The organism is Sulfuracidifex tepidarius, assembly GCF_008326425.1.
In the GTDB taxonomy this organism is placed as follows: Archaea; Thermoproteota; Thermoprotei_A; order Sulfolobales; family Sulfolobaceae; genus Sulfuracidifex; species Sulfuracidifex tepidarius.
On sequence record NZ_AP018929.1, the window covers coordinates 26,111 to 52,606 of the forward strand.

The following is a 26,496-nucleotide window of genomic DNA, read 5'->3' on the forward strand; positions in this document are numbered from 1 at the left end:
TGATGTTGAAAGATTTCTTTTCTACAACAGATAGGATTACCCTTGAGATATATTTCAACCCATATGCCTTTCATGAAAGCATCACGAGATATCAAGTTGAAAGTGATGGGGATTGGACTAAAACTAAGAACGGGTATATGATGAAGGAGTTTGGGAATTACGCTATCATTCTCTATCCTATACTTCCAGAGGACAGTGATCTGATAATTTCGTTGTCACAGAAGATCGAGAACTTAGATAGATTCAGAGAGACGTTAATGAAGCCTGGTAGATTCAAGGACTCTATTACAATTCACATACAAAGTGATGAGCTGAGCACTTCACCCGAGCTAGACCTTGAGGAACTAGTGGGCTTGTCTCTTGTAAACGACGTTCTTTCTCAGAAGGGCATATCATTCAAGGAGAAAGACGGTCTTATTCTGGTCTCAATTAAGATAGAGAGGCCCTTCACTAACAGTAAGCTGAGCGAGTATTTATCCAAGTTAGCGATAGCTCTTAAACTTTACTACAAGATAAAGGAAGAACAAGAAGATATAGCACTGAAGACTTCACTGAACTTTCTTCAGCTTCTTTAATGCGGAGAAGAAAAGCCCGATTATAAATAGAAAGATACCGACGGTCATAGATATATACTCATATTGCATATAAGCTGGTACTACTATCTCCTCTGCTTGGACTTCCTGAGTGTAAGAGTAGTTATTTGTTATAACGAAGGCTGTAGCTGAAGCTATCTTTTCAGTCCTCACATCAAAGACCGGACCTCCATAGTAAGTTACGTTAAGTGGTTTGCTATACTTTATATCAATAAGTGTACTCTTACCTACTGTTCCATAGTAGGTCGAGTGAGGCGATATAGTCACGTTTTGATAAAACGTATTTGAACTTAACGTAAAGTCACTTATCATAATTGTACCTAGCATTAGAATTATACCTATTATCGTTATTAGTTTAGCTGATATTAGCTTCAATCCAATTTATTTGTACGTTTACCTCTATTATAAGCATATCTTTTTAAGAAAGTATGTCTTCCCTTCTTTGATGTTATGGCTTCTGATGACTACTGGTAAATGTAACTTAGTTTGTGATTATTGCGGAGGATCCTTTCCACGGGATGTGGTATCTTGGTCTGTAAAATACGATATTTCAAAGCTCAAATCAACGATAGAGACTAGAGACAGATCTCCCACAGTAATCTTCTATGGAGGAGAACCTTTAATGAATCCCAAATTTATAATGAAGACCATGGACAGCCTGAACGCCACTAGGTGGGGCGTTCAGACTAACGGAACCGCGGTGAGGATGCTCCCTGAATCGTACTGGAAGAGAATGAACGTAGCGCTTCTTTCCATAGACGGACGTGAACAAATTACAGATAAGCATAGGGGTAAAGGTATATATAAGAGGGTAGTTGAAAACGCTTCGTACTTGAAGTCTTTAGGAGTAGAAACCATAGCTAGGATGGCAGTTACTATGGACTCTGACATATACGAGGAAGTTAAACATTTGGTGGAATTAGGAGTTTTTGACAAGATACACTGGCAACTTAACGTGATATGGTCTGAGAGATGGGATTTCGAGAACTGGGCAGAAAAGTCCTATCTACCTGGACTGGAGAAATTGATGGATATCTTCATGCAGAATCTTAGCCAGGGCATACTCATAAAGATAATACCTTTCCTAGGAGTAATCAGCGCTCATTTCACTGGAGGATATAGGGGATCTCCTTGCGGAGCTGGATATTCATCAATAACTGTGACTCCAGAGGGCAGAGTGCTATCCTGTCCGATTGCAGTCAGGGAGAAGTGGGCTGAATTAGGTACTGTGAACGAATTCAGGCTTCTTGAGGACCCTCTTCCAGACTACTGTAAGACTTGTGATGTAAAGAAGTATTGCGGTGGCAGATGTCTTTATGCTTCTAATGAGAAATATTGGGGAGAAGAGGGGTTCCAGCTCGTCGACTCAGTCACTAAGAAATATCTCAGGATGGTGATCTCTAAGTTACCTGAAATAGAGAAGCTAATAGACGAGGGGGTAATCAGTAAATCTAGCCTTATTTACGATCCAGTTCAGGACTCAACAGAGGTAATTCCTTAACACTTACTCTATTTCTATGGAAAGTTCAACCTGGCCCTTGAGGCTGAAATTTTTCTTAATCTTTGGACTTCTTTAGTCCTTCTAAACGGCCGAAAAGACATACTTGCTTTAGAACATCTTTACCTTCTTTTTATTCTTAGATATTATAAAGAATACTAGAGTAATTTCATTTTCTTCTTTTATTTGTTTCTACCTATCTTTGAGCCAAAGCAAACGTTTAATTGAGATAGCATAATATTAACTATTGTAATGGTAAGCGTTGAGTCTTCCAGCAAGATATATGACGGATTATCTTCATCAATAAATAAGGCATCGACAGAGATTATCGTTGTCACACCTAAACTAGACCAAGAACTGGCCGAATCCCTTCTTTCTAGATCTGCCAGTGGGGTTAACGTGAGGTTAATAACCTCTGACAGGGTGTGGTCTAAATGGCTTGAGAATTCTAGAGCGAGTTATAGGGTCGCAGATGAGAAGAAGATAGAACAGAATCTACAGGAATTAGAACATAACATGAGTTTATTTTCAAGACTTCCATATATTATTGCAGTGATTCTTTACGCCATTTCTTCTATTGCCTTTCTGAGAGTCGGTTATATCATCTCTGTCTCGTTATTTGTGATTTCTACTGCAGTTTTTTTATTTTCTTTCTATTTTATTAGAATTAAAAAGCTCAAGGACGTAAGCAATCAATATAACATAAGTAAAGAGAGTCTGAATAGTTTCCATGAACAATCTAAAAGTATAAGGGAAGAGATAGCGAAACATTTGAGAATAGACGAATCAAGAGAGATAGGTTTCTCCGTAGTATGTTCGGATTCCGAATGTTATCTTACTTCCATGCCCTTAACGAGGTCTAAAGAGGATCAATATCACTTCTTCTACAAGGTAAATTACGAGGAAGTTATTTCATTGATCTCGCAGATCTCCATAGCTCAATGAAAGATGTCCAAATTCTTGTTCAAGTATTTGCATTATTTCTACCGAATTAGATTCGAAATTCTTCTTATAGAAGTCAATAGCACCTTCCTCGGCCTTTCTGTTAATAAATTTAACAGCACTTTGTCCTAAAATAGACGATAATATGCCAATTATTAGAAAAGTGTAGAACACAGGGGACTCAAGGACAGATCTCCTGAAATTTTTGAAGTAATTCCAATGACTCTTCTCTTCTTCATAGGCGTGTAAGAAAACCTTGTACCTGAAGCTGAATCCTTTAGCCAGTCCTGTTGCGCCTGCCTCCCCAAGAAGTGCTAAGAAATATTTATCCATGAGAAAAGTGATATTTCCTTATTTTTAAAAAATGTGTTAAGACAACCTCGATAGAGAGGAAAGAATCTCAAGCCCTATCTTTATTCCTCTTTCACCCTCTTTGATTTGTTTAGCCTTGAAGTAATTTGAGATCTCCTCTTCCATACCTATTCCCAGGAGAGGTATAGTATCTGATAAGACTCTACCGAATATCCCTGTTCCACTATATATCTCTCTGATTCTTTCTATATTCAATTTCAACCATGACCAAACTGCCTCCCTTGCAAAGGGATTTGATGAAGCGCGAGGAAGAATTCTCACTATATCCTGCTTCTTTATTTCGCCCGTGGAAAACAGACCTAAGGTTAACGTGACTAGATATCCTTTTCTAAAGCTCAACATTGCATTAAGCAGCCTAAGTTTCTCCTCGTCTAAGTTAGCCTTTCTGAACTTGTTTAAGAGGACTTCAAAAGCGTTGTCCTCCTCTGACACTGCAAATGAGATGGCTACTGGTTGCCTCAAGTCTCCATCTAGGTAGTCGTAGTTATCCATGAGCCTCGACAGACCGAGCGCAAACCCCTCATCTGCCATGGCTAGGGTAGAAGCAACATTGGAGAACGCCATCTTCTCAAGTCTTTCTTTAGGTCTCACCCATAGTTTCAAGGACGTTTGAAGGACTTCCCTTACTATGTCTCCGTATTTAGATGGGTTAACAGCGAATAGAGTCTTCATCTCCTCTGCTATTTCGTTCGATACCAAGGGAGACCTATAGCTTGCAAAAGCTTTCAGTACCTTTTCGTAAGTTTCAAGACCTATTTTCCCGCTGATCAGGAGATAGAAGTAATCGTTAAGTAGTTCCCAAGCTTCTAGGGGAGTCCTTACGCTTTTGATTGCTAGATTCAAATCCTCGTAAACAACTCTATAGAAACCCGTTCTATCTATGTTGACAAGCAACTCATTAGGATACGATTCTAGCTCTCTTTCGTATGTTCTCTCCTCCAGCAGCGACGTCTCTTTCCTTCCATTTAGCCTGAAAGTCAAAGGTACAATGTAGGTTAAATCGTCTTTTCCATTGAGTAGGAATCTGTCCTGTCTGACAGCTAATCTGTAACCTCTTGTTCCCTTTATTATTTGTACCGTCAAGAGAGGATAACCAGGTTTCTTAATCCAGCTATCCATGATCTGGTCAAGTTTCTCTCCAGAAGCTTCTGAGAGGGAATTCCAGAGATCTTGTCCGCTTGCATTGGAGAACTGGAACTTCTTCAAATATGAGGAAATGCCTTTTCTGAAATTCTCTGGAGCTAAGTAAGCCTCTATCATTCTAAGCACGCTTGCGCCTTTACCGTAGCTTATATCATCAAACATTTGCTCTATCTCAGCTTCGTTTTCTACATGAGCCTCTATCGAATGTGTTGTGTTTAGGGCGTCCTTAAGCATGGCAGGAGAAGTCTCACCTATTAAGAAGCTTTCCCACATCCTCCACTCAGGGAAGGTCTCGTTCACCGCTTTATGACTCATGAACGTCGCGAAGCTCTCGTTCAGCCACAGATCGTCCCACCACTTCATTGTCACTAGGTCGCCGAACCATTGGTGTGCAAGCTCATGGGCCACTACTTCAGACACTCTTATTTTCTGTTGTGTGCTAGAGCTTTCATCAGCTAAAAGCGCGTTTTCCCTGAAAGTTATCGCACCCCAGTTCTCCATTGCACCGAAAGCAAACTCTGGTACAGCTATTAGGTGCTCTTTAGGCAGTTGATATTTTATCCCGAAGTAATTCTCGTAAAAGGATATTGTTTTCCTAGCTACCTCGATTGCAAACCTACCCTTGGCCGATTTCCCTGGAGTAGTAGCAACGATGATTTTAGGGGAGGAGGAGTTGTCCTCTACTTCCTCGAAATCTCCTATGCCTAGGTAGAGGAGATAAGTGGACATCTTCGGAGTTTCCTTGAAGGAATACAGAACTTTCTCTCCTGACTTGGAAATTTCAGCATCCATGTTGGAGAGTACCTTCAATCCTTGGTCAACCTTCACTTGAATTCTGAAAATCGACTTGTAGGACGGCTTATCAATGCAAGGTATGAAATCCCTTGCATGAGTAGCCTCAAACTGTGTAGAGATAACGTATTTATCCTGATCGTATTTAGCTTTGTAAATCCCTGTAAGTTGCTTGTCATCAACTTTCTTTGAGAACCAAATCTCTATGATATTTTCCTCTCTTGTTGCATTAATTTTAATTGTTTTTCCATCATATTCAAATTCAGTGGTTTCTCCGTTGACTTTAACTTGATGCAAGTTGAAGTCTACAGCATCCAGCTCTACGTTCCCTTTTCCTTCCAACGAAATCTTTTCGTACCCGTCATATTTTAGATTTTTAAAATCGAAATCGAGGTCTATATCATACCTTTTTACTTGCATGAAATGACTTCATGAGAACAACTAATAAATCTAAAGAAACATATCAGTAGAAACAACCTTAGGTTAGATTTCTAGGCTAATGAGAAGGTTAGGTGGAAGTATTTTCTAATAAGTACACTTTCAGTACGAAGAAAATAGTTATTCTATAAATAGGTTCAAAAATCGTGCAATATATTTACATCGAGATTTTCCTTCTCTTCGCTAGAATGTCATAGGCCTTATTATTAACAGATTCCTAATTTGGTTTTGCACCTCTTAGACAATACTTCTATCAGGGTATATCTAGGAAATTTAAAAACATTAAAAAATACAAATTTTACCAAAGATTGAAAGCCTCGCCCTTTAGGGCGGGGAGGAAGTCAGGTATGTTATCAGCCAAGCTTGACAACTAGTAAGTTTAATTTAGATCTAAAAATATCGTGCCACTCTAATCTATTAGAGTGTATTATGAATAGCCTTTAAACCATAGATAATCAATTTAGCATATGTCGTTATTTAAAATGGTTGCTATAACACTGCTTTTCTTAACATTCTCAGAAGCCGGGCTATTAGCCTCTTCCTTCTCTGTTCAAGTCCAGAGCCCGCAGATGGAGGTATCTAACCATGGTAGTCGAATATCACCAAACTCGTACATTACAATGTCTATCGTGTTTCAACCTAAGAATTTGGACTTGTTACAGATCTTGCTTGAAAACCATACTGTGTTAAATGAAAGCGTGGTGTCGAAGCTTTTCGTTCCTCAGGAAGAGATAAGTTCTGCAATAAATTACCTTAGAACTTACGGTATAAGTGCCAATCAAACTTTAAACGTAATTACGTTCTCTGCCAAAGCTTCTTTAATAGAGAAAGCACTCCATGGAAAGGTCTACGAGTCTAATTTCCATGGCGTATCGTACTATCAGTTCCTCGGAGACTCGCCCTTTCAGAACGCAATAGTCACAGGAACTAACGTTACTGCTTCACTACTTTCTAAACCAATTACCGTGTATAATACAACCCAGCTTTTAGCTTACAACGAGATAAAGCCTTATCAATTGTACGAAGCCTATAACGTAACATATCTTCATTCTATTGGAATAAATGGGGAAGGGACATCAATTGGAATATTGGATTTCTATGGTGACCCCTACATACAGTCCCAGCTTAAAGCTTTCGATTCTAAATACAACATTTCCAACCCTCCTGTGTTTAATGTAGTTCCCATAGGTCCCTATAATCCAGAGTCAGGAGTGAGCAGTGGCTGGGCATTGGAGATCTCTTTGGACGTTGAATACTCTCATTTAATTGCACCTAAGGCTGGAATCTACCTTTATGTCGCAAATCCTAACCTTTCTCTCCCTGCCATACTGGCTAAGATAGTCCAAGACGATCAAGTGAATGTATTGTCGGAGAGCTTCGGAATACCAGAGATCTATGTCTTGCTCGGTATGATTCCATTGAGTTACATACAAAGCATGGAGTATGAATATTGGCTCGGAGAAGTAGAAGGAATAACGTTCCTTGCAGCCTCTGGTGATGCAGGAGGAACTGGCTACAATTTCTACTTATCTTCACAAGGGAATTTGCTCTTTCCGGCCTCAATTCCTTACGTTCTTTCTGTAGGCGGAACCACGCTTTACGTATCTGGGAATAACACGTTACAGACTGCATGGAGTGGGGAGAGCTTATTCGGTGCTACCACAGCAGGGGTTAGCTCTATATTTCCTTCTCCTCCGTATCAAGGTAGCGGATTTCTGAAGGTTCCCGATGTAGCAGCATTAGCAAACCCATATACTGGAGTTCCAGTTTTATACTACTACAACATCAGCGAGATGGTAGGCGGGACGTCTGTAGCTACTCCCTTAACTGCAGGGATAATAGATCTCATGACGGAAGAGTACGGAAAGTTAGGTTACATTAATCCTCTACTCTATCAATTAAAGAACACTGACGTGTTTGGGAAAGTAGACTTCGGTTACAACACACCTCTTGATGCGAGTAACTTCAACATAGATGGTCTAGGGTATATAAACGCTGGGAATCTATTTACTGCTTTGCCATCAGTCCTTCATGGGAAAGAGATCATGGTTTCTACGTATAACACAACCTTCAGCGACGGAGAGCAAGTCACAGTGATTGCCAAGTCTAACTTCCAGACATCAGCAATGGTAGGGGAAGTCTACAATGGGACCTCAGTAATTAGCCATTTTAATCTACATTTCAACGGTACTTACTGGATAGGTCACTTTGACGCTACCGGATCAGGAGTTTATGAGATAACAGTGAACTCAGGCAGTGTGACAGGGTTCTCCTATATCACTGTAGGTTACCAAGCAGTTTTCATATCTCCTGAAGTCGCCATATATCCAGAGCCAGAAAACATACCAGTAATAGTAGAGCTTACTAATGCCAATGGGTCGGTTGTCACTCCGTTTAACAGTATTAACCTAGACATCATGAAGTACTATCCTGAGAATAGTTCATCAATTCAAGTAGCTCAAGTGGGTGCTTCAATATCTCCTATACTAAATATTACAATATTTGGTGAAACATTTCAGCTTAACAGTACTCTTTACCTTGGGTATTACAATCTAAGTAGTTACAGTAAGATAGGCGGGATCTATGAAGCTATGATACCTAATGTCTTCGGAATGGACGAGTTCGTAGAGGGAATTTACGTTGTTCCAGCCGTTTTCCCACCGGTTGCTACAGAACCTTTAGTTGTTTCTCCCGGCCAGAACGTCACAATTGAAGTAGCTCAAGAGTCTCTTGGTTCACCTAATATTACAGTTTCGTTCATAAACAACGATAAGGTCATGTATTCCACTCCAGTGAACATGATCACTTATGATGGAGGAGATTACTACATAGCTCAAGTACAAATGCCAGATATTCCCCCTGGTTACTACACAGTTGAAGCGAAAGCCACTTGTTTCTCCAGTAACTTTACAGCTAGCGGTGTAGGTTTCACACAAATTTATGTGGCTCCACAGAGTTTAGTGCAGAACGTGAAAGTTGAACCTTCCAACGTGTTATTTGAGAACGATACTGCTACGATAGAGGCGAACATAACTTACTTTAATGGTACACCAGTCAAATTCGGGACTTTCGACGCGATATTAGTACCCCAATTCCTTCTAACTCAGGTTTACCAAGACCAAATTGTGGTTCCTCTGCACTACGACAAGGGCGAGTGGATAGGCAACTTTACAGTCCCTGTTGATGCATTCCAGAGCTCACAGTTTGGGAGTGCAGGATATTGGAACGTCTACTTAGAGGGCACGTCGTTTAACGGTTTTCCAACCTTTTCTCCATCAACTTTGAACGTGAGTGAGCTAGAGGTCCTTCCAATTTCCGTTAGTTCAAAGATATATGTATTGCCATATATTCATATAAAGGAGTTTAAAGGCAACTTCACAGCTTATTCCTATATTTCAAATGCGGTTATAAAGAACCATAACGCCACAATAGTCGACAGTATTGTAAATAACCTTACTGTTATAAACGGCACTGTGACCCTAGTTAACACTAACGTCACCCACCTTAACGATAAGCTTGGGAACGTGCATTTAGTAGGTCTTTCAAGCATAAATCCAATACGTCTCTCTTCATCTCATGCTAATGCACCGTCCAAATTACAGGAAAACTACACATCAAATCAGGAAGAAAACTACACTTCGCATCAAGCTTATACTAATACAACTATGCCCACAGGGGTTTCCACTTCACAAAGTAGTACTTCTAGTACTAATATTTACATTATACCTATAATTTCGCTTCTAGTAATTGCTGTGATGATTATAGGTGCTATAGCTATACTTACGAAGAAGAAGTTCTCATAAATTGTTTTTAAGGTATCTTTTTTTAAAAAGTGAGCATATATATATACACACACTTTTCTCTTCTCCTTATTTTATCGATGTTATTATACCCATCCATCCCTGATCATAAGTTACGTTCATGAACTGTACTTGTATTGTAATTTTCTTTATAGAGATCTTGGTCTTAACCTTTATGTCGTATTCAAAGTAGTATATATCGCCTTCTATCTCTGTTCTAGCTCTCTCCGGAAATTCAATTTCGTAACCATATTGAGATGCAATTTCCTCTAGCTTTACAGTTAGCTTCGCTATTATGTCCTTTATTCCATTTCCGTAGAAAGGTTCAAAAGTTATTGCCTTCAGTTCCTTCTTAAATGCGGTTATGCTCTCGTTAACTCTCTTCTTCTGTGTTAGCTTTCTAGTTTTCTGAGTCACGATTAACTTCTCTCAATCCCAAGCTTATAAAGAAGGGGGTTCAAGGCTAAATCATCTCAAGATTTCAAATTAATACAGTAGAATTGATAAAGAACAAAGATTTATGAGGAGAATTAAGTTAAATTTCTAATGAATTTTCTTTTATAATGCTTAATCTACTCCTTTTACATATGGATGACGCGATTAAGCAGTTCCTTTTCAGTAACATGAAACAGGACTTCGTTCCTTTCCCCGTAGATAAATCTATATGTACTGGTTGGGCTGAAGGAGAGAAGAAAGGAGGGGAAACTATCCTTTATACTGGATGTATGTATCAACTTGCACCACTTTCCGCTATTTTCAACAGAGTTTCTCGCGTGGTATCAAGGGTTAGCTCTCCACAGTCAATCTTAAGGATGGCAAAGAGAGTTCATCCCGAAAAAAGGGAATTGGAGAGATCCTACAAGATACTAAGGAACATCTCCTCGATCCTAAGAAAGAACGGAGTTAATTTCGGTTATCTTTTTGAGGACGAACCTTACAGTGGGGCATTTCTTCTAGAGTTAGGAATGCTAGATGAGTTCGAAGAGTACGCTAGGCTAGTGAAGGACAAGCTTCTTTCAATGGGAGTCAAGAGGATAATTACTGTAGATCCGCATTCACAAAATGCGCTTTCAAGATACTCAGAGTTCTTCACTTTTGACATTGAGGTGGTAAGTTATCTAGACTTAGTTAAAGATATAGTGAAGTCGAGCAAGAAGGGAACTTACGTCATTCATGACTCTTGTCTATACTCGAGGTTTATGAACAAGCGTGACGTTTATAGGTCGATTTTGGAGAAGGGCGGGATCTCCGTGAAAGAGGACTACATGGTGACTTCCAGGGAAAACTCCCTTTGTTGTGGAGGACCTCTAGCTCCTATAAACGAGAGCCTCAGCTCCGAGATCGGTAAATATAGAGCAACTCAGTTGAAGGGAGTTTCAGATAAAGTAATAGTTCAATGTCCTTTCTGTTACATGAACTTATCTCCTTACGTAGAAACATATGACATAGCTGAGGTGATCTCTTGTGAGTGAGAGCATCTGGTATGTTGCGATTGAGAGAGCTGTAAATAATAACATACCTAGGGTAAAATCAATTCTAGAGAGACATCAGTACATCTTAGATGCTAGATCAAGGCTTAGGCAAGCGAAGCTTGAGGTGATTCGTAACCTTAAGGAATATGTTGGTATGACCATGGAATCAGTGAGGAGGAATGGTGGAAACGTTTACCTGGCTAAAGACGGCGGTGAAGCCAGATCTATAGTCGAGAAGATAGTAGGAGATAGAAGTACCATAGTCATGGGAAAATCAATGGTGGCTTATGAATGCGGAATCAGACAACATTTGATAAACAAGGGTAAGGAAGTTTGGGAGACCGACCTAGGTGAGTTCCTGATCCAACTATCCAACGAACCACCGTCTCACATCATAGCTCCTGCAATACATATGACTAGAGAGCAAGCTTCGAAGGTAATAAAGAAAATAGACTCTACCTCAAGTGTACAATCTCATGAAGAGATAGCGGGAGAGGCGAGGAAGTTCCTCAGGCAGAAGTTCATTAACGCCGAAGTAGGAATAACTGGAGCCAACGCGATATCCGCAGATACCGGTTCTATTCTCCTCATAGAAAATGAAGGTAACATAAGGATGACCTCTATCATGCCTGAAGTCCATATAGCCATAGCCGGCGTAGAGAAGATAGTTCCTACCTTAGAGCATGCCTTCCTTGAGGTAATGGTACAGTCAGCTTACGCTGGTCTTTATCCTCCCACGTACGTCAACCTCACTTCAGGGCCGAGCTCCACAGGTGATATAGAGATGAAGAGAGTTTCTCCAGCCCACGGGCCTAAGGAATTTCACCTGATTCTTTTAGATAATGGAAGATTTAAGACCGCAGACGATCCAATCCTGTCAGAAGCCCTCCTTTGCATAAGGTGCGGTAGATGTCATTTTCATTGTCCTGTCTATAGAGTTATGGGTCAAAGGTGGGGAGATCCTCCATTTACTGGACCAATGGGAGCCATGTGGTCTTATGTAGTCTATGGAGACTCTAAACCATCCCTATTGTGTGCTCATTCAGGAGGTTGCAGGGAAGTTTGCCCTATGGATATAAACATACCTAAGGTGCTGGAAAGAATCAAGTACATAGCTCAGAAGTAATTGATCTGGGAGTTCACATCTTCTTTTAATTTCCTTATAGATTCGGCGAAAACGTCAGTACCTTCCTCTACGTTCATTAGGGCGCTATGTCCCTCCTGGATGAGGAAATTCAGCCCGTCTCTTATACCATGCTTCATGACAAGTCTGTCGAACTCGTTTGTGAGCACACTTCCTGCAACAATCACAATTAGGAAATTTAGAAGCGTGATCAGTTTCTCTGGATCTCTAGACAAAGAAATAGCCTTAAGTGAGGTCTCTCTGGTTAGCGTCCTAGCCCAAGGATATTTCTCCTTCATTTTCTGCATCTCATCACTGTCGTAGATCGCGTCAGAGAGTATCGACAGATAGTTCATTTCTCTCTCTTTCGACCTCTTCTGGAGGAGATCAGGTATAAGCCCAGAGGCGTCAGTACTTACCGATGTCCTTATGGGATAGTCAGGTATGCCATGTTCCTCTGCAATTTCCTTGATTTTGAGGAAAATTGAGTCGACTTCTCTCTCTATTGAAGACATAGACAACGATTCGCCTGAAATCGAAGAACTCATGCCCAGGATTGCAAACACATCAGTGAAGACCAGCATTTCAAATGCTTCATTGTACTTAGGTCTTGCTAGGATAGGGAAATCCCTAATTATCTTCTTTGTGTACCCATTGGGCCAGTACCTAAGCTTAGCTATCATAGGAGGCCTTGCGTAATAAAGTCTAGTGAAATACCCTCCGTTACAGACCCTGTAAACCTTAGTTGCAACCTCCTTTGGAATGGCTAAATTCCTTACAAGTTTAAAATAGTCCATGACTAGAAGAGAGTAAAGAAAGACAATTAAAAAGGATTTACTTAGGTAGGTATCCCTTTTCTGTAAGGAGCTCTGCTGTTAGAACACCTCCTCCAGCAGCTCCCCTTACAGTGTTGTGAATTAGTGAGACGTACCTTACAGTCTTCTTGTTTACTTGGTTCACTCTACCCACTACTATGCTCATTCCTGGTGGGTCTCCTGCCCATCTATCGAAGAATACCTGAGGTCTATTGTCCTTATTAGTCATTAGAATTGGCTTCTCTGGAGCTGAAGGTAACTTGAGCTCTTGTGGTTCTCCCTTGAACTGATCCATGGCTTCCTTGACTTTCTCAGCGCTTGTCTCTTCCTTGAATGTTACGTAAGCCACTTCATAATGTCCTTGGATAGTCGCTATTCTATGTGTGGTAGCAGAAAGGCTTACCTCCTTTATGTCAGGCTCCTGTACGTTTCTTTTAGTCTCGCTGAGAAGTCTATATACTTCCTTTACGGTTTTAGCGTCGTAAGCATCTCCCAGAGGTAATATGTTATCTACTATGTCTAAGGATGGAATTCCAGGATACCCTGCTCCAGACAAAGATTGTATCGTAGTTATGAAAGCACCTTCCATCTTGAAGTTCATGAAAATGGGAGCTAGGGGTATTGCTGCGCCCTGAGCTGTACATAGAGGAGTTGTAACTATGAATCCCTTCCAATCTCTCCTCTTTCTCTGCTCATCTATTAGGGTTACTGTATGGGAGTTTATTTCAGGAACCATCATTGGGACGTCCGGGTCAAACCTGTGATCGGGAGAGTTACTTATAACTGGGAATCCTTGCTTGGCGAATTCTTCCTCTACTGGCCCAGCTGCTCCTGCTGGTAATGGTGAGAATATCAAGTCAACATCATCCATCATCTTTGGATCCGTGGGCTTGACTTCCATGTCAGCTATTTCCTTAGGTATTTGCCCTACTGTTTGCCACCTTGTAATTTCTCCGTACGGTTTGCCAACAGATCCTTTGCCCGCTAAGTAAGCCGGTTTGATGTAAGGATGCTGTGATAATATCCTAACGTATTCTATACCTACTAGCCCAGTCGCACCTAAAATTGCGGCTTTAAGTACTCTTCTCATAAGTCTCTCCATATACTACTTTAAATTCAGGAATATAAACTTGTTTTAACAATATAAGTGACCCACTTTATACCCATTTTTATTACTATAAATGTAGATAGCTAATATATTATAATTTAGCGTTTTATTTTAGTAAATTAGCCCGAAAAATCAGATCTTTAGCGCTGTTTCTAGGTTTATGAAGCTGGCCTCAACGTAACCGCTTATCAACAAGGTTATTCCTACTCCTATTACTATAAAGAGATAGTTTCTAAGAAGTAGTTTGTTGATATTTCCAGTTAATATGGATTTAGAGAGAATTAAACTTTCTCCCATCATTACTGAGTAGCAGATGAACTCAAACCAGAAGAAAGGGAGGAAAGCTTCATTTGAAACTAGGAAAACTCCGGGTATCTTGTCCATAGCACCTAACGACGCAAAAGCGTATGCAGTAAGAGAAAGTGAGAAAATCCCCCAGAACACTCCTACAAATGGAATAGACATACCTAAAGCAATCAGAAAGTTATGGGCTCCTATGTAAGCTCCTGAGACCAGGTAATCTGATGAGGGAGAAGGTACTTCGGATTTCAGCTCACTATCTATGGTATTTCCAAAGAAACTCGACCCAGGAAGGGAAGATATTAAGGTTGTAAGGAGTATGTTAAAGATTAACACTATGAGAAATATCTTGACGTTATTCAGATTAGGCATAAAATAATTATTTCGCGGAAAGTTATAACCTCATTCGTCAGCTTGTAACACTGCACCCTTTGATGAGGACGACACTAGGCTTGCATATTGAGCTAGCAATCCTCTTCTATAGCGTAGGGAAGGAGCCTTCCATGAGGATCTCCTCTTTTTGATTTCCTCTTCGTCTAGCTCCACTTGGAGAACCCCCTTTTCTCCATCTATTTCAATGACGTCTCCGTCGTTAAGTAACGCTATAACACCTCCTACTGCTGCCTCCGGTGCCACATGCCCTACCATGATTCCTCTGGTGGCGCCACTAAACCTTCCATCAGTTATTAGGGCTATCTTCTCTCCAAGACCTTGACCGACTATCGCGCTAGTTACGGCAAGCATCTCCCTCATTCCTGGTCCTCCCTTAGGTCCTTCGTATCTTATGACAACCACATCTCCTTCGACTATTTTCCTATCCAGCACTGCGCGGAATGCCTCCTCCTCCGAGTTGAACACCTTAGCTGGGCCCTTGTGTCTCTTTACTTTACTCGCTGACACTTTCATTACTGCCCCTTCTTCAGCTAAGTTTCCCTTCAGAATCCTTATTCCACCTGAAGGCAAGAACGGTTCTTTAACGTCTCTTACTACGTGACTGTAACTCACGTTAGGTAACTGAAATTCCTTGAGGTTCTGCTCCATTGTTTTTCCCGTTACTGTCAGAGCGTCACCGTGTAAAAGTCCTGCCTCGAGTAGTTTCTTCAGGATCAGAGGAGCCCCTCCGACTCTGTGTAGGTCGTACATGGCATATTCTCCCTCTGGCTTCAGGAAAGCTATTGTGGGAGTTTTCTTACTAATTCTATCGAAATCGTCTAAAGTGAGCTTCACGTTAGCCTCTTTCGCTATTGCCAGTAAGTGAAGCACGGCGTTAGTTGATCCCCCGGTTGCCATCAACATTGTTATAGCGTTCTCAAACGCCTCGAAAGTCATTATGTCCCTTGGCTTTATTCTGTTCTCTATTAATTTCCCGATCGTCCTGCTAGTCTCCTTAGCGTACCTGACTCTGGCAGAGTCGACTGCAGGGGGAGACGAGCTACCTGGTAACGCAACTCCTAAAGCTTCGGAGAGTATCCCCATCGTGTTAGCTGTGTAAAGTCCGGCACAAGTCCCTGGGCCAGGTATAGCGTTATCCTCCATTATTCTGAGATCCTCAGCTGACATTTTCCCCGCGCTATAAGATCCCACCGCCTCATAAACGTCTTGTACAGTGATAGGCTTCCCTTTGAAAACTCCAGGGAGAGCAGTTCCTCCGTACATGTAAATTGAAGGTATGTTGATCCTAGCCATGGCCATCATCATTCCCGGGCCGGTCTTGTCACAGCCTCCGAACGCTACGAAAGCGTCGTACCCATGTGCATTTGTAACCAACTCTATAGTGTCCGCTATCACTTCCCTACTTACTAGTGAGTACTTCATTCCTTCGCTTCCCATAGCTATGCCGTCTATGACGACAGGGGCAGTAAATACTCTCGGTGTCCCACCGGCTTCCCTTATCCCTTCTTTAGCTACTCCCGACAATCCAAGTAAGTGTATGTTACAAGGTCCTGCCTCGTCCCACGCTATTGCAACGCCTACAAGGGGTTTAGAGATGTCGTTATCGTTTAGGCCCATTGCCTTCAAGAATGCTCTATTGGGAGCTTTCTCGTATCCTCCGTAAATTAGATTCGATCTTCCCTTTATAGAGCTCATAGAGAATTCTTACTTGCAAATAGTTTAAAAGCTCATGATATGCTCGAATCTAAGAATTTTATATTTTAATTTCTAGAAAGAAATAGAACGTTCTTAGAGTTTTTCTATCTGAAAGTACATGAGACATTATATCTTCCCGAAGCTGAGAAGATCTAGGGACAGAAATCATTTGGTCTCATTTATATGTTTAGTTTGGTACGTGTTAACTATCTTGCTAAGAATCCCGACGTAGTCCTTTAATATTGGAACATGGAAATTTAAAAATTCCTGTCCATCTTTTGTTAACTGATAATACTTAGTGCCCTGATTATCGTAGGACGATATTAAACCGTTTCCCTCCATTTTTTTAAGTGTGATGTAGACTATATTTCTTTTAACTTCCTTCTGCAATAGGGAATCCAGATTCTTCTTTATTTCGTATCCGTACATGTCACCTTTGTTCCATAGCAAATACGCTATTAGTATCTGTATTAATCCTTTCAGTATCATCATCTTTGGTTTTTCTCTAAAAGGCATATATGACAGTAAGTCAACCTAATTTAAAAAATAAACTATCTATTCATCCTGACGTGCAGTCATCATTAATTTCAGTTAAGGCCAATTTAATCATCTTTATTTATTTTTCCTATACATCCTAGCTTACACTCGATATTATAGTCATTTCTGAATCGTCTATGCTAAAATTCTTCCATGAATGCCCAGCTACTACTTCGACAGGCTTTAGCCCGGCTTTCTTCACTATAGCAAGGACTTCATGAAGACTGTAAAGGCGTTGACTATACTCTATTTTACCTACTTCTTTGTCGTCCATGAAATAGGTTCTTTTCACAATTAGCCTTGATGTCGTGGGGTCGAAGGTCTCTTTCGACAAAACCAGATAAGGCGGAGCGTAGGTATAGTACTCGCTTGGCTTATTGTATATTGTATAATCTCTATTGTCCAGATTTATTATGACAAGGTTCTTAGTCACCTCCCTTAACTGCTCCAGTATCCTTACATCTTCTTCTTCATTATAGTATCCGAGGCTGTTGTTTATGTTAATCGCGATGTCGAACTTCTCTTCATTAAAAATATTCGTCAGGTATCTCATGTCTCCTATCCTAAATGAAGCCTTACTTGTGTTCTCAGACGCTGTCTTTATCATCTTCTCAGAGATGTCCACTCCCACTACGTCAAAGCCCTTCTTCGATAAGAAATGTGATATTCTTCCTATTCCGCAAGGGACATCTAAGATTTTCTTTCCAGCGTTATACTTGTTCGCAACTTCTGAGATCCAGGAGGCCCACTTCTCGCCTTCGTCCCATAGCTTCATAATCTGCTTAATGTAGAAGTCTGACTCGAATACAAGTTTCTTCTCTGTTTCCATAACTTTAAACTGTGCTCTGACAATAAAATATGATATGAATGTTGGTCTCTCTTTGATTTTGCTAGCGATCTTCTTAGTGTCTTTGACTCCTACTGCTCTATCGCAGGGGAGTAGTTATATTTTAGATGCCACAATAGCAGACGGAACCTCGCTTTTCTCTTATACTTATAATTATACAGTTGAAAAGACGAACCCTCTTGTCTACTCCTTGCAAGTAAGTACACCAAATGGCTCGCCAGTCCTAAATGGAACTTACACTGACAGCTCCAGATGTTTCCCTAATTACATCCCTATAGATGGAGAAAACGTTTCAATGAAATATAAAGGTCAAGTTCAGATAGAAGGGAATACTTACCAGGAATTCGTAGGAGATGCGTACGTGAGAGGAGAGCAGATACCTATAGACGCTTACTTCCTTGGTGGTGTTCTGTTCAAGCTAAATGGATCTTACGAAAACATCACGATTAACATGATAAACATCAGCGTGAACACTCAATCCAAGCCTTCTTCCAGTATAGATTACGTTCCGATCATAGTCGTAGCTGTTGTAATAGTCCTTGCTATAGTAATAATGATAAAATTAGGGAAGATTTAACATCAGAGGTAGGAATATGGGGATGAACACGGTAAGTGTCACTCCGCTGAAGACTGCAGTCATAACGTAGTCGTCGCCCAAGAGCAGAGCGTACAGAGGAAGTGTCGTGTCCATGGAGGTAGCTCCACCGACTGCTATAGCCGAGTAAGGGTTGTATCTTATCCTAAGAAGGAAGGGAAGGATCACGTAGGAAAGCTGTTCCCTAAAGAAGTTTATCAAGAAAGCTATAGATCCGTAATAAGGGGAATAATACGTTGAAACTAAAGGTCCAGTAAAAGTATACCATCCGCTTCCCATGGCTATTATTTCGGTTAGCTTGAGGCTTCCCATTCCTATGAAATGAAATATCACGCCTGCTATCAAGTTCCCTATTATAACAATTAGAAGTGATATACCGCCCTTACTTAGAGACCCTCTTATTACCTTTATTGTCATAGAGTTAGCTGTCGAGTAACCTAAGAAAACTGCTAGGGCTAAAAGTTCCACGTCAATTATTGTGGAATATGCCAAATCAGGTTTAACAATTAACCCCACGATCCAACCTAATAGAAAGGGAATTCCGTATTTATACTGAAGTTGGTTGGTTTTCCTGCTATCAACTTTAACGTTTCCCCTCATTTTCCAGATAGTTCCTATTTCATAAGTCACGACAATGATTATCACTGAACCTAACACTGAATACAAAACTAGGCTAAGTAATTCGTTAATTGAGACCGAAGAACCAGCCCATAAAGAAATAGAGAAAATTAAAATGTAAACGACTATATCATTTACCTTCGTTATGTTCTCGTTTCTCTTTAGCTTACCAATTAAGCCGAAACTCACGTAAAGCGATATGAAAGCGAGAGAGAACTCTACCTCGTCAAGCACATTTTTACTGCATACTTTCCTCACTTAAATATTTCTCAATTGTCTTGATATTTTTAGTTGTTATATATACATTTTTGTGTTTACTGGGTTTCCTAGTTATTATTCCAAATTTCTCTAATAGTTCTAGATGATATTTTACTGTAGAGTAATTTAAACTAAGTTTTTTGGATAATTCGTACGCAGTGCATGGTTTAGTTTCCAATTCAAAAATAATTCTTTTTCTTGTTTCCCATCCTTTATTTTCGAGGAGCTCTTCAACCTTTACTAACATGATTAGAAATTTGGAGACAAACCTCTTAACTCTGAACATTTTAATGAGAGTTCAATGCTTTTTAACTGAATTAAAATACTTATATATTAATAAAATGGTTCTTTTTAGAAAGAAATTATAATGATAGGTTCTTAAAATAGTTTTTTATAAAAATTACTATTATTATGAATGCTGTAATAAAAGACCCTATAAAGTAATAATCGGCTTTCAATCCTAAGATTAATATAAGAATAAAATAGAATGGAATTACTAACTTATAATTAGGACCTGCGAGTAGAAAACTTATAGAGATAGAAGGAATAAGAAATAAAGGACTGATAAATGATAATAAAAGGAATATAATGAATAGTATTATTAAAATAAAGAATATTGTAGAGTGCCTTTGAGCTAGCATTTCTTTCCGTATAATAATCTTGAGTAGTAAAGTAATATATCTAGACAAGATTTCTCCAATTCAGATGGAAAAAAGTCCGAAGTCCTTTGTCGTATAGATTGCTTTATGTCGAAAAGAACCAAGAGAATCAGTAATGATATAAGTATTTATGTAGTTCTTTTCGATGGTCTTTGGCACCAGAGCTGAACCTAGCCCTTCTGTTTTCTTCAGCGTTGATCAAGAAGGTTCTTGTTTCCTCTTTCATGTCGTCCATTTTCATTACCACTTTTCCAGAAGGAGAAGAAATCATGGATCCTCCCCAGAAGTATTCCTCTTCGCCTTGTCCTACCATATTGATGAAGACTATCCATACAGAGTTCATTAGTGAATGAGCAATTATTAGTGATCTCCAACTATCTCTGATATCTATCATGGAAGACCTAAAAGGAGACGCGGATATCACAAAGACTATGTCTGCTCCTTTCCTGGTGAGAAGCTCTATTGGTTCCGGATGCCAAGCATCTTCACAGACTACTGTGCCCATAGTCTCTCCTTTATACTTGAACGTCCTCAGGTTCTTCACGTCTCCTTCTTGGAAGTATCTTTTCTCGTCAAAAAGGTCGTAGTTAGCAAGATATAATTTATCGATGAATAGAGGTTTCTTTCCTTTTCTGAGGACTACAGCGGAGTTCCTCAGTATGCCCTTCCTCACTTCTCTTGGGATTCCTAGGACGACACACTTATCAATATCATCTACTGTAGTCATAAGTTTCTCTAAGGCTGAGTCCACACTGGGAGTAACATTGAAGAAATAATCCCTAGTCGTATACCCGGTCAAAGAAAGTTCTGGGAAGACAACGCAGTCAGCTACGCTTTTCCTCATGATTGACAAATGTTTCTCTAAGTTGTCCTTTACATTACCCGGTTTGACGTGGATCTGAGCAAGTTCTACGTTTATTCCCATATCCTTGGATACCTCCAATCTGAACCTACAGTTCTCCCAGATATTTTAAATATTTCAGGCATCTTCCTCTTATGCTCATTATTTCTGACTAATCTAATCACCTTATCCACGTTCTCTCTTGATGTTTTTACTTCTTGAGCTACCTTCTGCGGGTCCATAAATTTTTCATAGAGAAGATAAAGAATTTTATCTACACTTTCATAATCAATTCCTAATTCGCCCTCCGCAGTCTGTCCCTCCCATAAGGCTGGGGAGCTTGGTTTCTCGATTATGTTCTTGGGTATTCCAATTTGTTGTGCAAGTTTCTTTACTTGAGTCTTATATAGATCCCCTATGGGCAAGACGTCTACTCCACCGTCACCGTATTTTGTGAAGTAGCCTAGCAGAATCTCGCTCTTGTCTCCAGTTCCTATTACTAAGTAATCAAGTTTCTGTGCATATGCGTAAAGTAAGGTCATTCTGACTCTTGCCTTTATGTTCCCAACCAATACCTTGTCGTCGCTGTCCACCTTGGAGGAAAAAGACTTCACTAAGTCATCAATTTTAATCTCAGAGTAAGGCGCTCCCACACTTCTTAGCATCGTGTAGGAATCTTGTATGTCTTTTGCCGGAGTACTTTCAGACGGCATTAGAAGGACGTGAACGTTCCTGGTAGCTTGAGTCAATAGTTTTAGAACTACGGAGGAGTCTATCCCCCCGCTCAGTCCTATAACTCCTCCCTTTTTCCCAGAAGCTTGGATGTACTCCCTAAGTCTTGTTATTAAGTAATTTGAGACGAAATTCCAGTCCATTTCTAACTCTTGCATCATCAAGATATGTTACTGGAAGTAGACATATTAATAGAGGTTAAATTCAACTTATATTCGCTGATATAGTAAGACGAATAAACCTGAACCGTTATACAGGAACCGTTTATCTCTAGAGCGTGTTGATCCGTGTAAGCTTTAATCGTTGCGTTCGATCCGGGTTTAATAGGATAGTTTGGACTATAATTCCAAACCATGTTAAGGTGATCTGGAACCGAGACCCTAACTAATGTTATATTTGTACTAGATTTTCCTATGTTCTCTACTGTTATGTTTAATGAATATATGGGGCTTCCTTTGCTGTCTAGACTGACTGAAACTATTCTAAGCGGGTCTTGTGAAACATATTGAGTATGTGCGATAACACCAAGGCTTCCGGCAACTGTGAATAATAAAAGAAATATTGTGCCTATCTCCTTTTTCGGAAGTCTTATCTCAGGGAAGTTAGTTTGCACAGTACTGAAGTCGTATAGCCTGAAAACTGAAAGGAACATCAGCATAGGCCATATCATGAAATATTCTGTTAAGGTTCTCCAAGAGAACCACATTACAAGCATGGGATATATCCATAACGTCTCTCTTAGGGTCTTAAAAGCCTTGTAATAGAGATAGAGAGAGAATAAGCCTATTGCTCCCATCATTATCGTGAAATACCATGGTTCTACCTCAAAGATTCCCGTGAAGTTTAAAAGCGTCATTCCTGTAAATCCTACTGGAATAGTATTCAAGTCTGTGGTAAAAATGTGAAGAAAAGCTTCAGGGCTCCACAGCATAAAGGGTAGAAAGACTCCAGTTAAGGTTCCTAAAAACCACTTCAGATTAGTAAAGAAGGTACCTCTTGAGGTTCGGAACTTGTACAGAAGAAGGAAAGGTGTGATCAGCCATGAGATCTGGCTGAACGAATTCGCTAGAGCTAAGGCTATTCCGCTTCTCTTATCGTCATATAGGTAGCTTATTGCCAGAAATGTACCCCAGACTGAGGCGGACACGCCGCTAAATCCTGGAACTTCAACGTCTGCTATTATGAACAGAAATATTACAGGAAGCGTGGCTATAGGATCCTCTCTTTTTAAGCCTGCTCTAAAAATGAGAAATACGAGTGCATCCTGGAAAAGGATGTTAACTACATTGCTATAATACAACGGCAACTTTGAGAGGCTAAGCAATAGAGCTATGGGTAAATATATCAAAAATGAGAGTGGAGGATAGACGAAGTTATGCACTACGGTTCCGTATATAGTGTAAGTTGGTCTAGCATCTACGGGATAGTATAAGCCTAAGTACGGGTTTTGTCCCTTCATAAAGTAGGACAAAGCCTCCATTATATACTCTTGGTCATCTGTTCCATAGTTGTGGATCAACCCTATGGAGATTAATGTGTAAATCGTAATTGAAATATAGAATATCACTTTATCGACTGAGCCTATTTTTCTGGTTGAAGATAGAAGGTTTGGGCTGAGGCTGAACATGAAAATTGCTATAACTCCAAAGAACGAAATTGAAATAAGTCCTGCCTCTACTGGGTTATTAAGTATATTGAGCTTGAAGTTGAGGACGAAAAGCGAAGATAGTATTACTGTTCCGACTAATATGTAAACTACGCTTCGCCTCAGCATCATCAGCTAGAATAGTAGAAGAACATGGTTTTAAGCATTATGTGATGTATAGAGTGTTTTTATTTTGTAAAAAATTGATATCCAATTTCCCCAAGTTAATCTACCAGAAACAAAGTTCTGCTGACTGGGATGATATGAAGCCACGACGGTTAATCTATTTGTACTGTAAATTGCCATGTGACTGAACTTTCCATCTATTCCAAGGATATTTGTCGTTGTGTCAAAGGCTATTCTTCCCAAGGTAAGTATGACCTTCAGCTTGGGTAATGATTCAATCTCTTTTTTCAGAAAGTACGAGCAAGATCCAATTTCTTCCTTATTTGGTTTATTCTTCGGGGGTGCACACTTGACTGCGTTAGTTAGGTAAACTCCTTTTAATTCTACTAGGTCGTATCTACTTTCACTTTTAGGGGAAGAACTGAGTCCTATCTCGTATAGAGCTCTGTAAACTCTTTCTCCTGACATGTCCCCCGTAAATACCCTTCCCGTTCTGTTTCCTCCATGGGCTGCGGGAGCCAGGCCTACTATTAAAAGCCAAGCGTTTGGGTCTCCAAAACCAGGTAATGGTTTTCCCCAATATTGATAGTTTCTATATTTTGGTTTTTTCTCTATTGCAACCTTTCGTATATAATCGATAAGCCTGGAACAGCGAGTACAGCCTAATATTTCGTCCTCAAGGTCTCTAATCACAATTTATTTTTATATCGACTTTTATTTAAGTATCCCTGTATTTTCGCTAGTAGGGATAAGGTTTTTCTACTATGTGATGCTATTAAGGTTTAAAGAAGGTTTGATCAAAGTGAAGATATTACAAGTACTTTCCAACGAGAGCGAACCAAAGGTATCTTGTTCTCTACTAGACAAGGAAGGACAGCAGAAGGAAATCCTTCATATCGAGTTGCAGGATAACGGTCTTCACATTTACAAGAGAACTATGGAGGACGAAGATCACTATATTCTTCCTCCAATACCAGAAATAGATTCCTTGATAAAAGAGATCATAGAAGAAGTAGCCGATGAGCTAAGTGTGGAAACGATAATATATAAGTTCGGCCAAGATAATGAGACCGAAGACCTAATTCTCTCTAGCATATGGCATGACCTAGAGAAATTGGCGCTTGCAGCTTCCAAACATGCTGCCGTGTCATCTGAAGTTGAAACGAAGGTCGTCATAGGGATAGTCAAATTTTCCAATTTTATTCAAGCTGCAACGATATTAAGGAAAGAGGACTCTTTCCCTTTAATGCAGATTTTCGCAGACTTCTCTACTGAACCTCATTCAATTAAATTATATAATGAAATGGGCCAATTGATAGAGAACAGGAAAGAGAAGGTAGATGACTTCGAGGAGTATGTTAAGTCATTAGTTAACGAGGACGACTTCATAGTGATCTATAGGGAGTCAATAGGTCGCTCTCCATCGCCTATAGAAGTTAAGTACTCTAACGGAGCTACACTTTACGTTGGGGTGATCTTTAAGTACATTATAGGTTTCAATCCCGACGATGCGCTGATGCCAAAAATTAAGAACAAGAGAAGACTTTCAACGGTCATAAGAGGAACCACGTACGTAGACAGACTTTCAGAGAGCAGTGGAGTTGACGTAGTAATAGGGAACCCGGTAACTCTAGATAAGCTAGATATAGAGACTCAGAAGGTCAAGAAGAGAATACGAAGGACTCTTCTTAAGCTAGGCGTGGCAGATTCTGAGATAGACTACTTCGGAGCAGATCAGACTGTGCTTAGAGAGATAAAGGAGAGCAATCCGTGGATGCTCCTAGTTCCAGTAGGTTTCCTTATCTTAGGTTCTACTAAGAAGGAATTCGAAGATTTCGCTTCTAGAATAATGATGGGTCCTACACCTGACGGGATGGAAATTCTAGACGAGGAGATCAAGAGGAACTTGTCGAACATGTTTGTTGGATATTTAGCAAGCCTTGAAGAAGCTTTAATCCTCTATAGCGATATAGACGAAGAGGTGTCCAAAGACGAATGAAGCATTCATGTATGTCATGTCATTAAAGTTAGATAACTCTTGGTGGTCTAAATCAAAGGAAGAACGCGCATCTCTCATTAACGGATTGGAAGAGACTGAGAAGAGCTTAAAGACGCGTCTTATCTCTATAAAGAGATTTGTATCGATGAGATGGAAATCTGACTTGCTTTATTGGTTGAGCTCTGAGGATACTAGCTCACTTAACGACGCTAAGTTCTCTCTCATTTCCTCGCTTAGGGGTAACGCGTCTGAGAACTACTCCATGATATCAGTATTCAGGCCTTCTCCATACGAAATGGGGAAAGACATGGACGTTAGAAAGATACTGGACTTACCACAGCTAAAGTATTTCGTTGCATATCCTATGAAGAAGTCTCCCGAATGGTATTTGCTGAACTTCGAAGAAAGGAGAGACATCATGATGGAGCATATAAAGATGGCTAAGACGCACCCTAAAAACGAAGGTATAAGGTCGTATACTACTTATTCCTTTGGAATTCAGGACGACGAGTTCGTTGTCTTATATGAGATGCCTTCCCTCTCAGATTGGACAGTTGTGGTAGAGAAGTTGAGAGAAGCTAAAGCTAGAAAATGGATTACAAATGAGGAGCCTATACTTGTAGGGGAAACTGCAGAGCTCACATCACTCTTCTTGAAATGAAATATATTCCTATTATAGTCTTGGCATCAACTATTTCTTTTCTCTCTATCATAGAGAGGGCTTCATTCACTTTTACCTTGATGGGCTCTATAATCTCATATGGTTCTGGTCTTGCCCCAACGTATTTCAATCCTTGAGCTAGGAAGAGATGCATCTCCTCGTTCGTTATACCTGGAGAAGGATAGAAGCTGAGTACCTTCTCCATGGTTTCGGCTTGATAACCTACTTCTTCCTCCAATTCTCTTCTAGCTGTGATCTCTACGTCCTCTCCTTCCTCTACGCTTCCTGCAGGTATTTCGTAGATGTACTTCCCGATTACCGGTCTGTATTGCCTAATCAGGATCATCTCATCGTTCGAGATCATAGGCAGTATTGCAGCTGAACCTCTGTGCTTCACGATTTCAAGCTCCCTTTCTACCCCGTTTGGTAGCGTAACTTTCTCGACCTCCAGATCGAACTTTCTTCCATGATATATCTTCATTTTTATCTTACGA

At 40.1% G+C, this 26,496-nt stretch carries 26 protein-coding genes; 9 read left to right on the forward strand and 17 right to left on the reverse strand.

The window, feature by feature from the left end; all coding sequences use genetic code 11:
• Window positions 1-2: 2 nt before the first annotated feature.
• Complete coding sequence (locus IC007_RS00135; protein ID WP_149528171.1) at window positions 3-575, forward strand: hypothetical protein; 573 nt, start codon at window positions 3-5, stop codon at window positions 573-575.
• Here the strand turns inward: IC007_RS00135 and IC007_RS00140 are convergent.
• On the reverse strand, window positions 549-968 hold the full coding sequence (locus IC007_RS00140; RefSeq protein ID WP_054845337.1) for a hypothetical protein: 420 nt from the start codon (window positions 966-968) through the stop codon (window positions 549-551). The two genes, IC007_RS00135 and IC007_RS00140, sit on opposite strands and share 27 nt — an antisense overlap.
• A gap of 70 nt (window positions 969-1,038) precedes the next feature.
• On the opposite strand from IC007_RS00140, the gene IC007_RS00145 reads away from it, so the two are divergent.
• Together IC007_RS00145 and IC007_RS00150 are read left to right on the forward strand one after the other, a co-directional pair.
• Window positions 1,039-2,094 carry a TIGR04084 family radical SAM/SPASM domain-containing protein gene (locus IC007_RS00145; RefSeq protein WP_054845470.1) on the forward strand — a complete coding sequence of 352 codons (1,056 nt, stop codon included), beginning with the start codon at window positions 1,039-1,041 and terminating at the stop codon, window positions 2,092-2,094.
• Between the two features lie 249 nt (window positions 2,095-2,343).
• Window positions 2,344-3,036, forward strand: coding sequence for a phospholipase D-like domain-containing protein (locus IC007_RS00150; protein WP_054845338.1), 693 nt, complete (start codon window positions 2,344-2,346; stop codon window positions 3,034-3,036).
• Here IC007_RS00150 and IC007_RS00155 read toward each other — a convergent pair.
• Both IC007_RS00155 and IC007_RS00160 read right to left on the reverse strand, forming a co-directional pair.
• Complete coding sequence (locus tag IC007_RS00155) at window positions 3,004-3,366, reverse strand: hypothetical protein (RefSeq protein WP_054845339.1); 363 nt, start codon at window positions 3,364-3,366, stop codon at window positions 3,004-3,006. The two genes, IC007_RS00150 and IC007_RS00155, sit on opposite strands and share 33 nt — an antisense overlap.
• A gap of 36 nt (window positions 3,367-3,402) precedes the next feature.
• Window positions 3,403-5,760 carry a M1 family metallopeptidase gene (locus IC007_RS00160; protein WP_054845340.1) on the reverse strand — a complete coding sequence of 786 codons (2,358 nt, stop codon included), beginning with the start codon at window positions 5,758-5,760 and terminating at the stop codon, window positions 3,403-3,405.
• A gap of 485 nt (window positions 5,761-6,245) precedes the next feature.
• On the opposite strand from IC007_RS00160, the gene IC007_RS00165 reads away from it, so the two are divergent.
• A complete protein-coding gene (locus IC007_RS00165; protein WP_149528172.1) occupies window positions 6,246-9,581 on the forward strand; it encodes a S53 family peptidase in 3,336 nt (1,111 codons plus the stop codon).
• A gap of 66 nt (window positions 9,582-9,647) precedes the next feature.
• Here IC007_RS00165 and IC007_RS00170 read toward each other — a convergent pair whose 3' ends face one another.
• Window positions 9,648-9,995, reverse strand: a complete 348-nt coding sequence (locus IC007_RS00170) for a hypothetical protein (protein ID WP_054845343.1) — start codon at window positions 9,993-9,995, stop codon at window positions 9,648-9,650.
• A gap of 170 nt (window positions 9,996-10,165) precedes the next feature.
• Here IC007_RS00170 and IC007_RS00175 point away from each other — a divergent pair, with 170 nt between their 5' ends.
• Together IC007_RS00175 and IC007_RS00180 are read left to right on the forward strand one after the other, a co-directional pair.
• The gene (locus IC007_RS00175; protein ID WP_149528173.1) at window positions 10,166-11,050 is read left to right on the forward strand and encodes a heterodisulfide reductase-related iron-sulfur binding cluster; all 885 of its coding nucleotides are present in this window, start codon (window positions 10,166-10,168) and stop codon (window positions 11,048-11,050) included.
• Window positions 11,043-12,176 (forward strand): LUD domain-containing protein, encoded by a 1,134-nt coding sequence (locus tag IC007_RS00180; RefSeq protein ID WP_054845345.1) that lies wholly within the window; start codon window positions 11,043-11,045, stop codon window positions 12,174-12,176. Before IC007_RS00175 ends, IC007_RS00180 begins: the two co-directional genes overlap by 8 nt.
• Here IC007_RS00180 and IC007_RS00185 read toward each other — a convergent pair.
• The 6 genes from IC007_RS00185 to IC007_RS00210 all read right to left on the reverse strand — a co-directional run bounded on the left by IC007_RS00185 (window position 12,167) and on the right by IC007_RS00210 (window position 17,850).
• A complete protein-coding gene (locus IC007_RS00185; protein ID WP_149528174.1) occupies window positions 12,167-12,970 on the reverse strand; it encodes a hypothetical protein in 804 nt (267 codons plus the stop codon). The genes IC007_RS00180 and IC007_RS00185 overlap by 10 nt on opposite strands.
• 37 nt (window positions 12,971-13,007) lie before the next feature.
• A complete protein-coding gene (gene asd / locus IC007_RS00190) occupies window positions 13,008-14,078 on the reverse strand; it encodes an aspartate-semialdehyde dehydrogenase (protein ID WP_054845471.1) in 1,071 nt (356 codons plus the stop codon).
• Between the two features lie 150 nt (window positions 14,079-14,228).
• A complete protein-coding gene (locus tag IC007_RS00195; protein WP_149528175.1) occupies window positions 14,229-14,768 on the reverse strand; it encodes a hypothetical protein in 540 nt (179 codons plus the stop codon).
• 30 nt (window positions 14,769-14,798) lie between these two features.
• Window positions 14,799-16,484 (reverse strand): dihydroxy-acid dehydratase, encoded by a 1,686-nt coding sequence (ilvD, locus tag IC007_RS00200; RefSeq protein WP_054845349.1) that lies wholly within the window; start codon window positions 16,482-16,484, stop codon window positions 14,799-14,801.
• A 165-nt stretch (window positions 16,485-16,649) separates the two neighbouring features.
• Entirely contained in the window at window positions 16,650-17,000 is a 351-nt protein-coding gene (locus IC007_RS00205) for a PadR family transcriptional regulator (protein WP_054845350.1), read from the reverse strand.
• A gap of 118 nt (window positions 17,001-17,118) precedes the next feature.
• Window positions 17,119-17,850: a class I SAM-dependent methyltransferase gene (locus IC007_RS00210; RefSeq protein WP_054845351.1), complete on the reverse strand. Its 732-nt coding sequence runs from the start codon at window positions 17,848-17,850 to the stop codon at window positions 17,119-17,121.
• Between the two features lie 34 nt (window positions 17,851-17,884).
• Between IC007_RS00210 and IC007_RS00215 the strand changes: the two genes are divergently transcribed.
• Window positions 17,885-18,445 carry a hypothetical protein gene (locus IC007_RS00215; protein ID WP_054845352.1) on the forward strand — a complete coding sequence of 187 codons (561 nt, stop codon included), beginning with the start codon at window positions 17,885-17,887 and terminating at the stop codon, window positions 18,443-18,445.
• Here the strand turns inward: IC007_RS00215 and IC007_RS00220 are convergent.
• The 6 genes from IC007_RS00220 to IC007_RS00245 all read right to left on the reverse strand — a co-directional run bounded on the left by IC007_RS00220 (window position 18,431) and on the right by IC007_RS00245 (window position 24,035).
• Window positions 18,431-19,315, reverse strand: coding sequence for a LysO family transporter (locus IC007_RS00220; RefSeq protein ID WP_054845353.1), 885 nt, complete (start codon window positions 19,313-19,315; stop codon window positions 18,431-18,433). The genes IC007_RS00215 and IC007_RS00220 overlap by 15 nt on opposite strands.
• Before the next feature lie 4 nt (window positions 19,316-19,319).
• Entirely contained in the window at window positions 19,320-19,586 is a 267-nt protein-coding gene (locus IC007_RS00225) for an ArsR/SmtB family transcription factor (protein ID WP_054845472.1), read from the reverse strand.
• Between the two features lie 521 nt (window positions 19,587-20,107).
• Window positions 20,108-20,941, reverse strand: coding sequence for a nitrilase-related carbon-nitrogen hydrolase (locus IC007_RS00230; protein ID WP_232048942.1), 834 nt, complete (start codon window positions 20,939-20,941; stop codon window positions 20,108-20,110).
• Window positions 20,914-21,732, reverse strand: coding sequence for an NAD+ synthase (locus tag IC007_RS00235; RefSeq protein WP_149528176.1), 819 nt, complete (start codon window positions 21,730-21,732; stop codon window positions 20,914-20,916). The genes IC007_RS00230 and IC007_RS00235 overlap by 28 nt, the downstream gene beginning before the upstream one ends.
• Window positions 21,732-23,348: a hypothetical protein gene (locus IC007_RS00240; RefSeq protein WP_149528177.1), complete on the reverse strand. Its 1,617-nt coding sequence runs from the start codon at window positions 23,346-23,348 to the stop codon at window positions 21,732-21,734. Before IC007_RS00240 ends, IC007_RS00235 begins: the two co-directional genes overlap by 1 nt.
• Window positions 23,349-23,375: 27 nt before the next feature.
• Window positions 23,376-24,035 (reverse strand): uracil-DNA glycosylase, encoded by a 660-nt coding sequence (locus tag IC007_RS00245; protein ID WP_232048943.1) that lies wholly within the window; start codon window positions 24,033-24,035, stop codon window positions 23,376-23,378.
• A gap of 109 nt (window positions 24,036-24,144) precedes the next feature.
• Here IC007_RS00245 and IC007_RS00250 point away from each other — a divergent pair, with 109 nt between their 5' ends.
• Window positions 24,145-25,341, forward strand: a complete 1,197-nt coding sequence (locus IC007_RS00250) for a hypothetical protein (protein WP_232048944.1) — start codon at window positions 24,145-24,147, stop codon at window positions 25,339-25,341.
• A 7-nt stretch (window positions 25,342-25,348) separates the two neighbouring features.
• A complete protein-coding gene (locus IC007_RS00255) occupies window positions 25,349-26,002 on the forward strand; it encodes a chlorite dismutase family protein (RefSeq protein ID WP_054845358.1) in 654 nt (217 codons plus the stop codon).
• Here IC007_RS00255 and IC007_RS00260 read toward each other — a convergent pair.
• Window positions 25,980-26,483 (reverse strand): NUDIX hydrolase, encoded by a 504-nt coding sequence (locus IC007_RS00260; protein WP_054845359.1) that lies wholly within the window; start codon window positions 26,481-26,483, stop codon window positions 25,980-25,982. The genes IC007_RS00255 and IC007_RS00260 overlap by 23 nt on opposite strands.
• Between the last annotated feature and the right edge of the window lie 13 nt (window positions 26,484-26,496).

What these genes read in the sequence shown, in the direction of transcription:
- IC007_RS00135 (WP_149528171.1), top strand. Translation starts at nt 3, where the DNA reads ATGTTGAAAGATTTCTTTTCTACAACAGATAGGATTACCCTTGAGATA.
- IC007_RS00145 (WP_054845470.1), top strand. Translation starts at nt 1,039, where the DNA reads ATGTTATGGCTTCTGATGACTACTGGTAAATGTAACTTAGTTTGTGAT.
- IC007_RS00150 (WP_054845338.1), top strand. Translation starts at nt 2,344, where the DNA reads ATGGTAAGCGTTGAGTCTTCCAGCAAGATATATGACGGATTATCTTCA.
- IC007_RS00155 (WP_054845339.1), bottom strand. Translation starts at nt 3,366, where the DNA reads ATGGATAAATATTTCTTAGCACTTCTTGGGGAGGCAGGCGCAACAGGA.
- IC007_RS00160 (WP_054845340.1), bottom strand. Translation starts at nt 5,760, where the DNA reads ATGCAAGTAAAAAGGTATGATATAGACCTCGATTTCGATTTTAAAAAT.
- IC007_RS00165 (WP_149528172.1), top strand. Translation starts at nt 6,246, where the DNA reads ATGTCGTTATTTAAAATGGTTGCTATAACACTGCTTTTCTTAACATTC.
- IC007_RS00175 (WP_149528173.1), top strand. Translation starts at nt 10,166, where the DNA reads ATGGATGACGCGATTAAGCAGTTCCTTTTCAGTAACATGAAACAGGAC.
- IC007_RS00185 (WP_149528174.1), bottom strand. Translation starts at nt 12,970, where the DNA reads ATGGACTATTTTAAACTTGTAAGGAATTTAGCCATTCCAAAGGAGGTT.
- asd (WP_054845471.1), bottom strand. Translation starts at nt 14,078, where the DNA reads ATGAGAAGAGTACTTAAAGCCGCAATTTTAGGTGCGACTGGGCTAGTA.
- IC007_RS00195 (WP_149528175.1), bottom strand. Translation starts at nt 14,768, where the DNA reads ATGCCTAATCTGAATAACGTCAAGATATTTCTCATAGTGTTAATCTTT.
- ilvD (WP_054845349.1), bottom strand. Translation starts at nt 16,484, where the DNA reads ATGAGCTCTATAAAGGGAAGATCGAATCTAATTTACGGAGGATACGAG.
- IC007_RS00205 (WP_054845350.1), bottom strand. Translation starts at nt 17,000, where the DNA reads ATGCCTTTTAGAGAAAAACCAAAGATGATGATACTGAAAGGATTAATA.
- IC007_RS00210 (WP_054845351.1), bottom strand. Translation starts at nt 17,850, where the DNA reads ATGGAAACAGAGAAGAAACTTGTATTCGAGTCAGACTTCTACATTAAG.
- IC007_RS00215 (WP_054845352.1), top strand. Translation starts at nt 17,885, where the DNA reads ATGAATGTTGGTCTCTCTTTGATTTTGCTAGCGATCTTCTTAGTGTCT.
- IC007_RS00225 (WP_054845472.1), bottom strand. Translation starts at nt 19,586, where the DNA reads ATGTTAGTAAAGGTTGAAGAGCTCCTCGAAAATAAAGGATGGGAAACA.
- IC007_RS00235 (WP_149528176.1), bottom strand. Translation starts at nt 21,732, where the DNA reads ATGATGCAAGAGTTAGAAATGGACTGGAATTTCGTCTCAAATTACTTA.
- IC007_RS00240 (WP_149528177.1), bottom strand. Translation starts at nt 23,348, where the DNA reads ATGATGCTGAGGCGAAGCGTAGTTTACATATTAGTCGGAACAGTAATA.
- IC007_RS00255 (WP_054845358.1), top strand. Translation starts at nt 25,349, where the DNA reads ATGTATGTCATGTCATTAAAGTTAGATAACTCTTGGTGGTCTAAATCA.
- IC007_RS00260 (WP_054845359.1), bottom strand. Translation starts at nt 26,483, where the DNA reads ATGAAGATATATCATGGAAGAAAGTTCGATCTGGAGGTCGAGAAAGTT.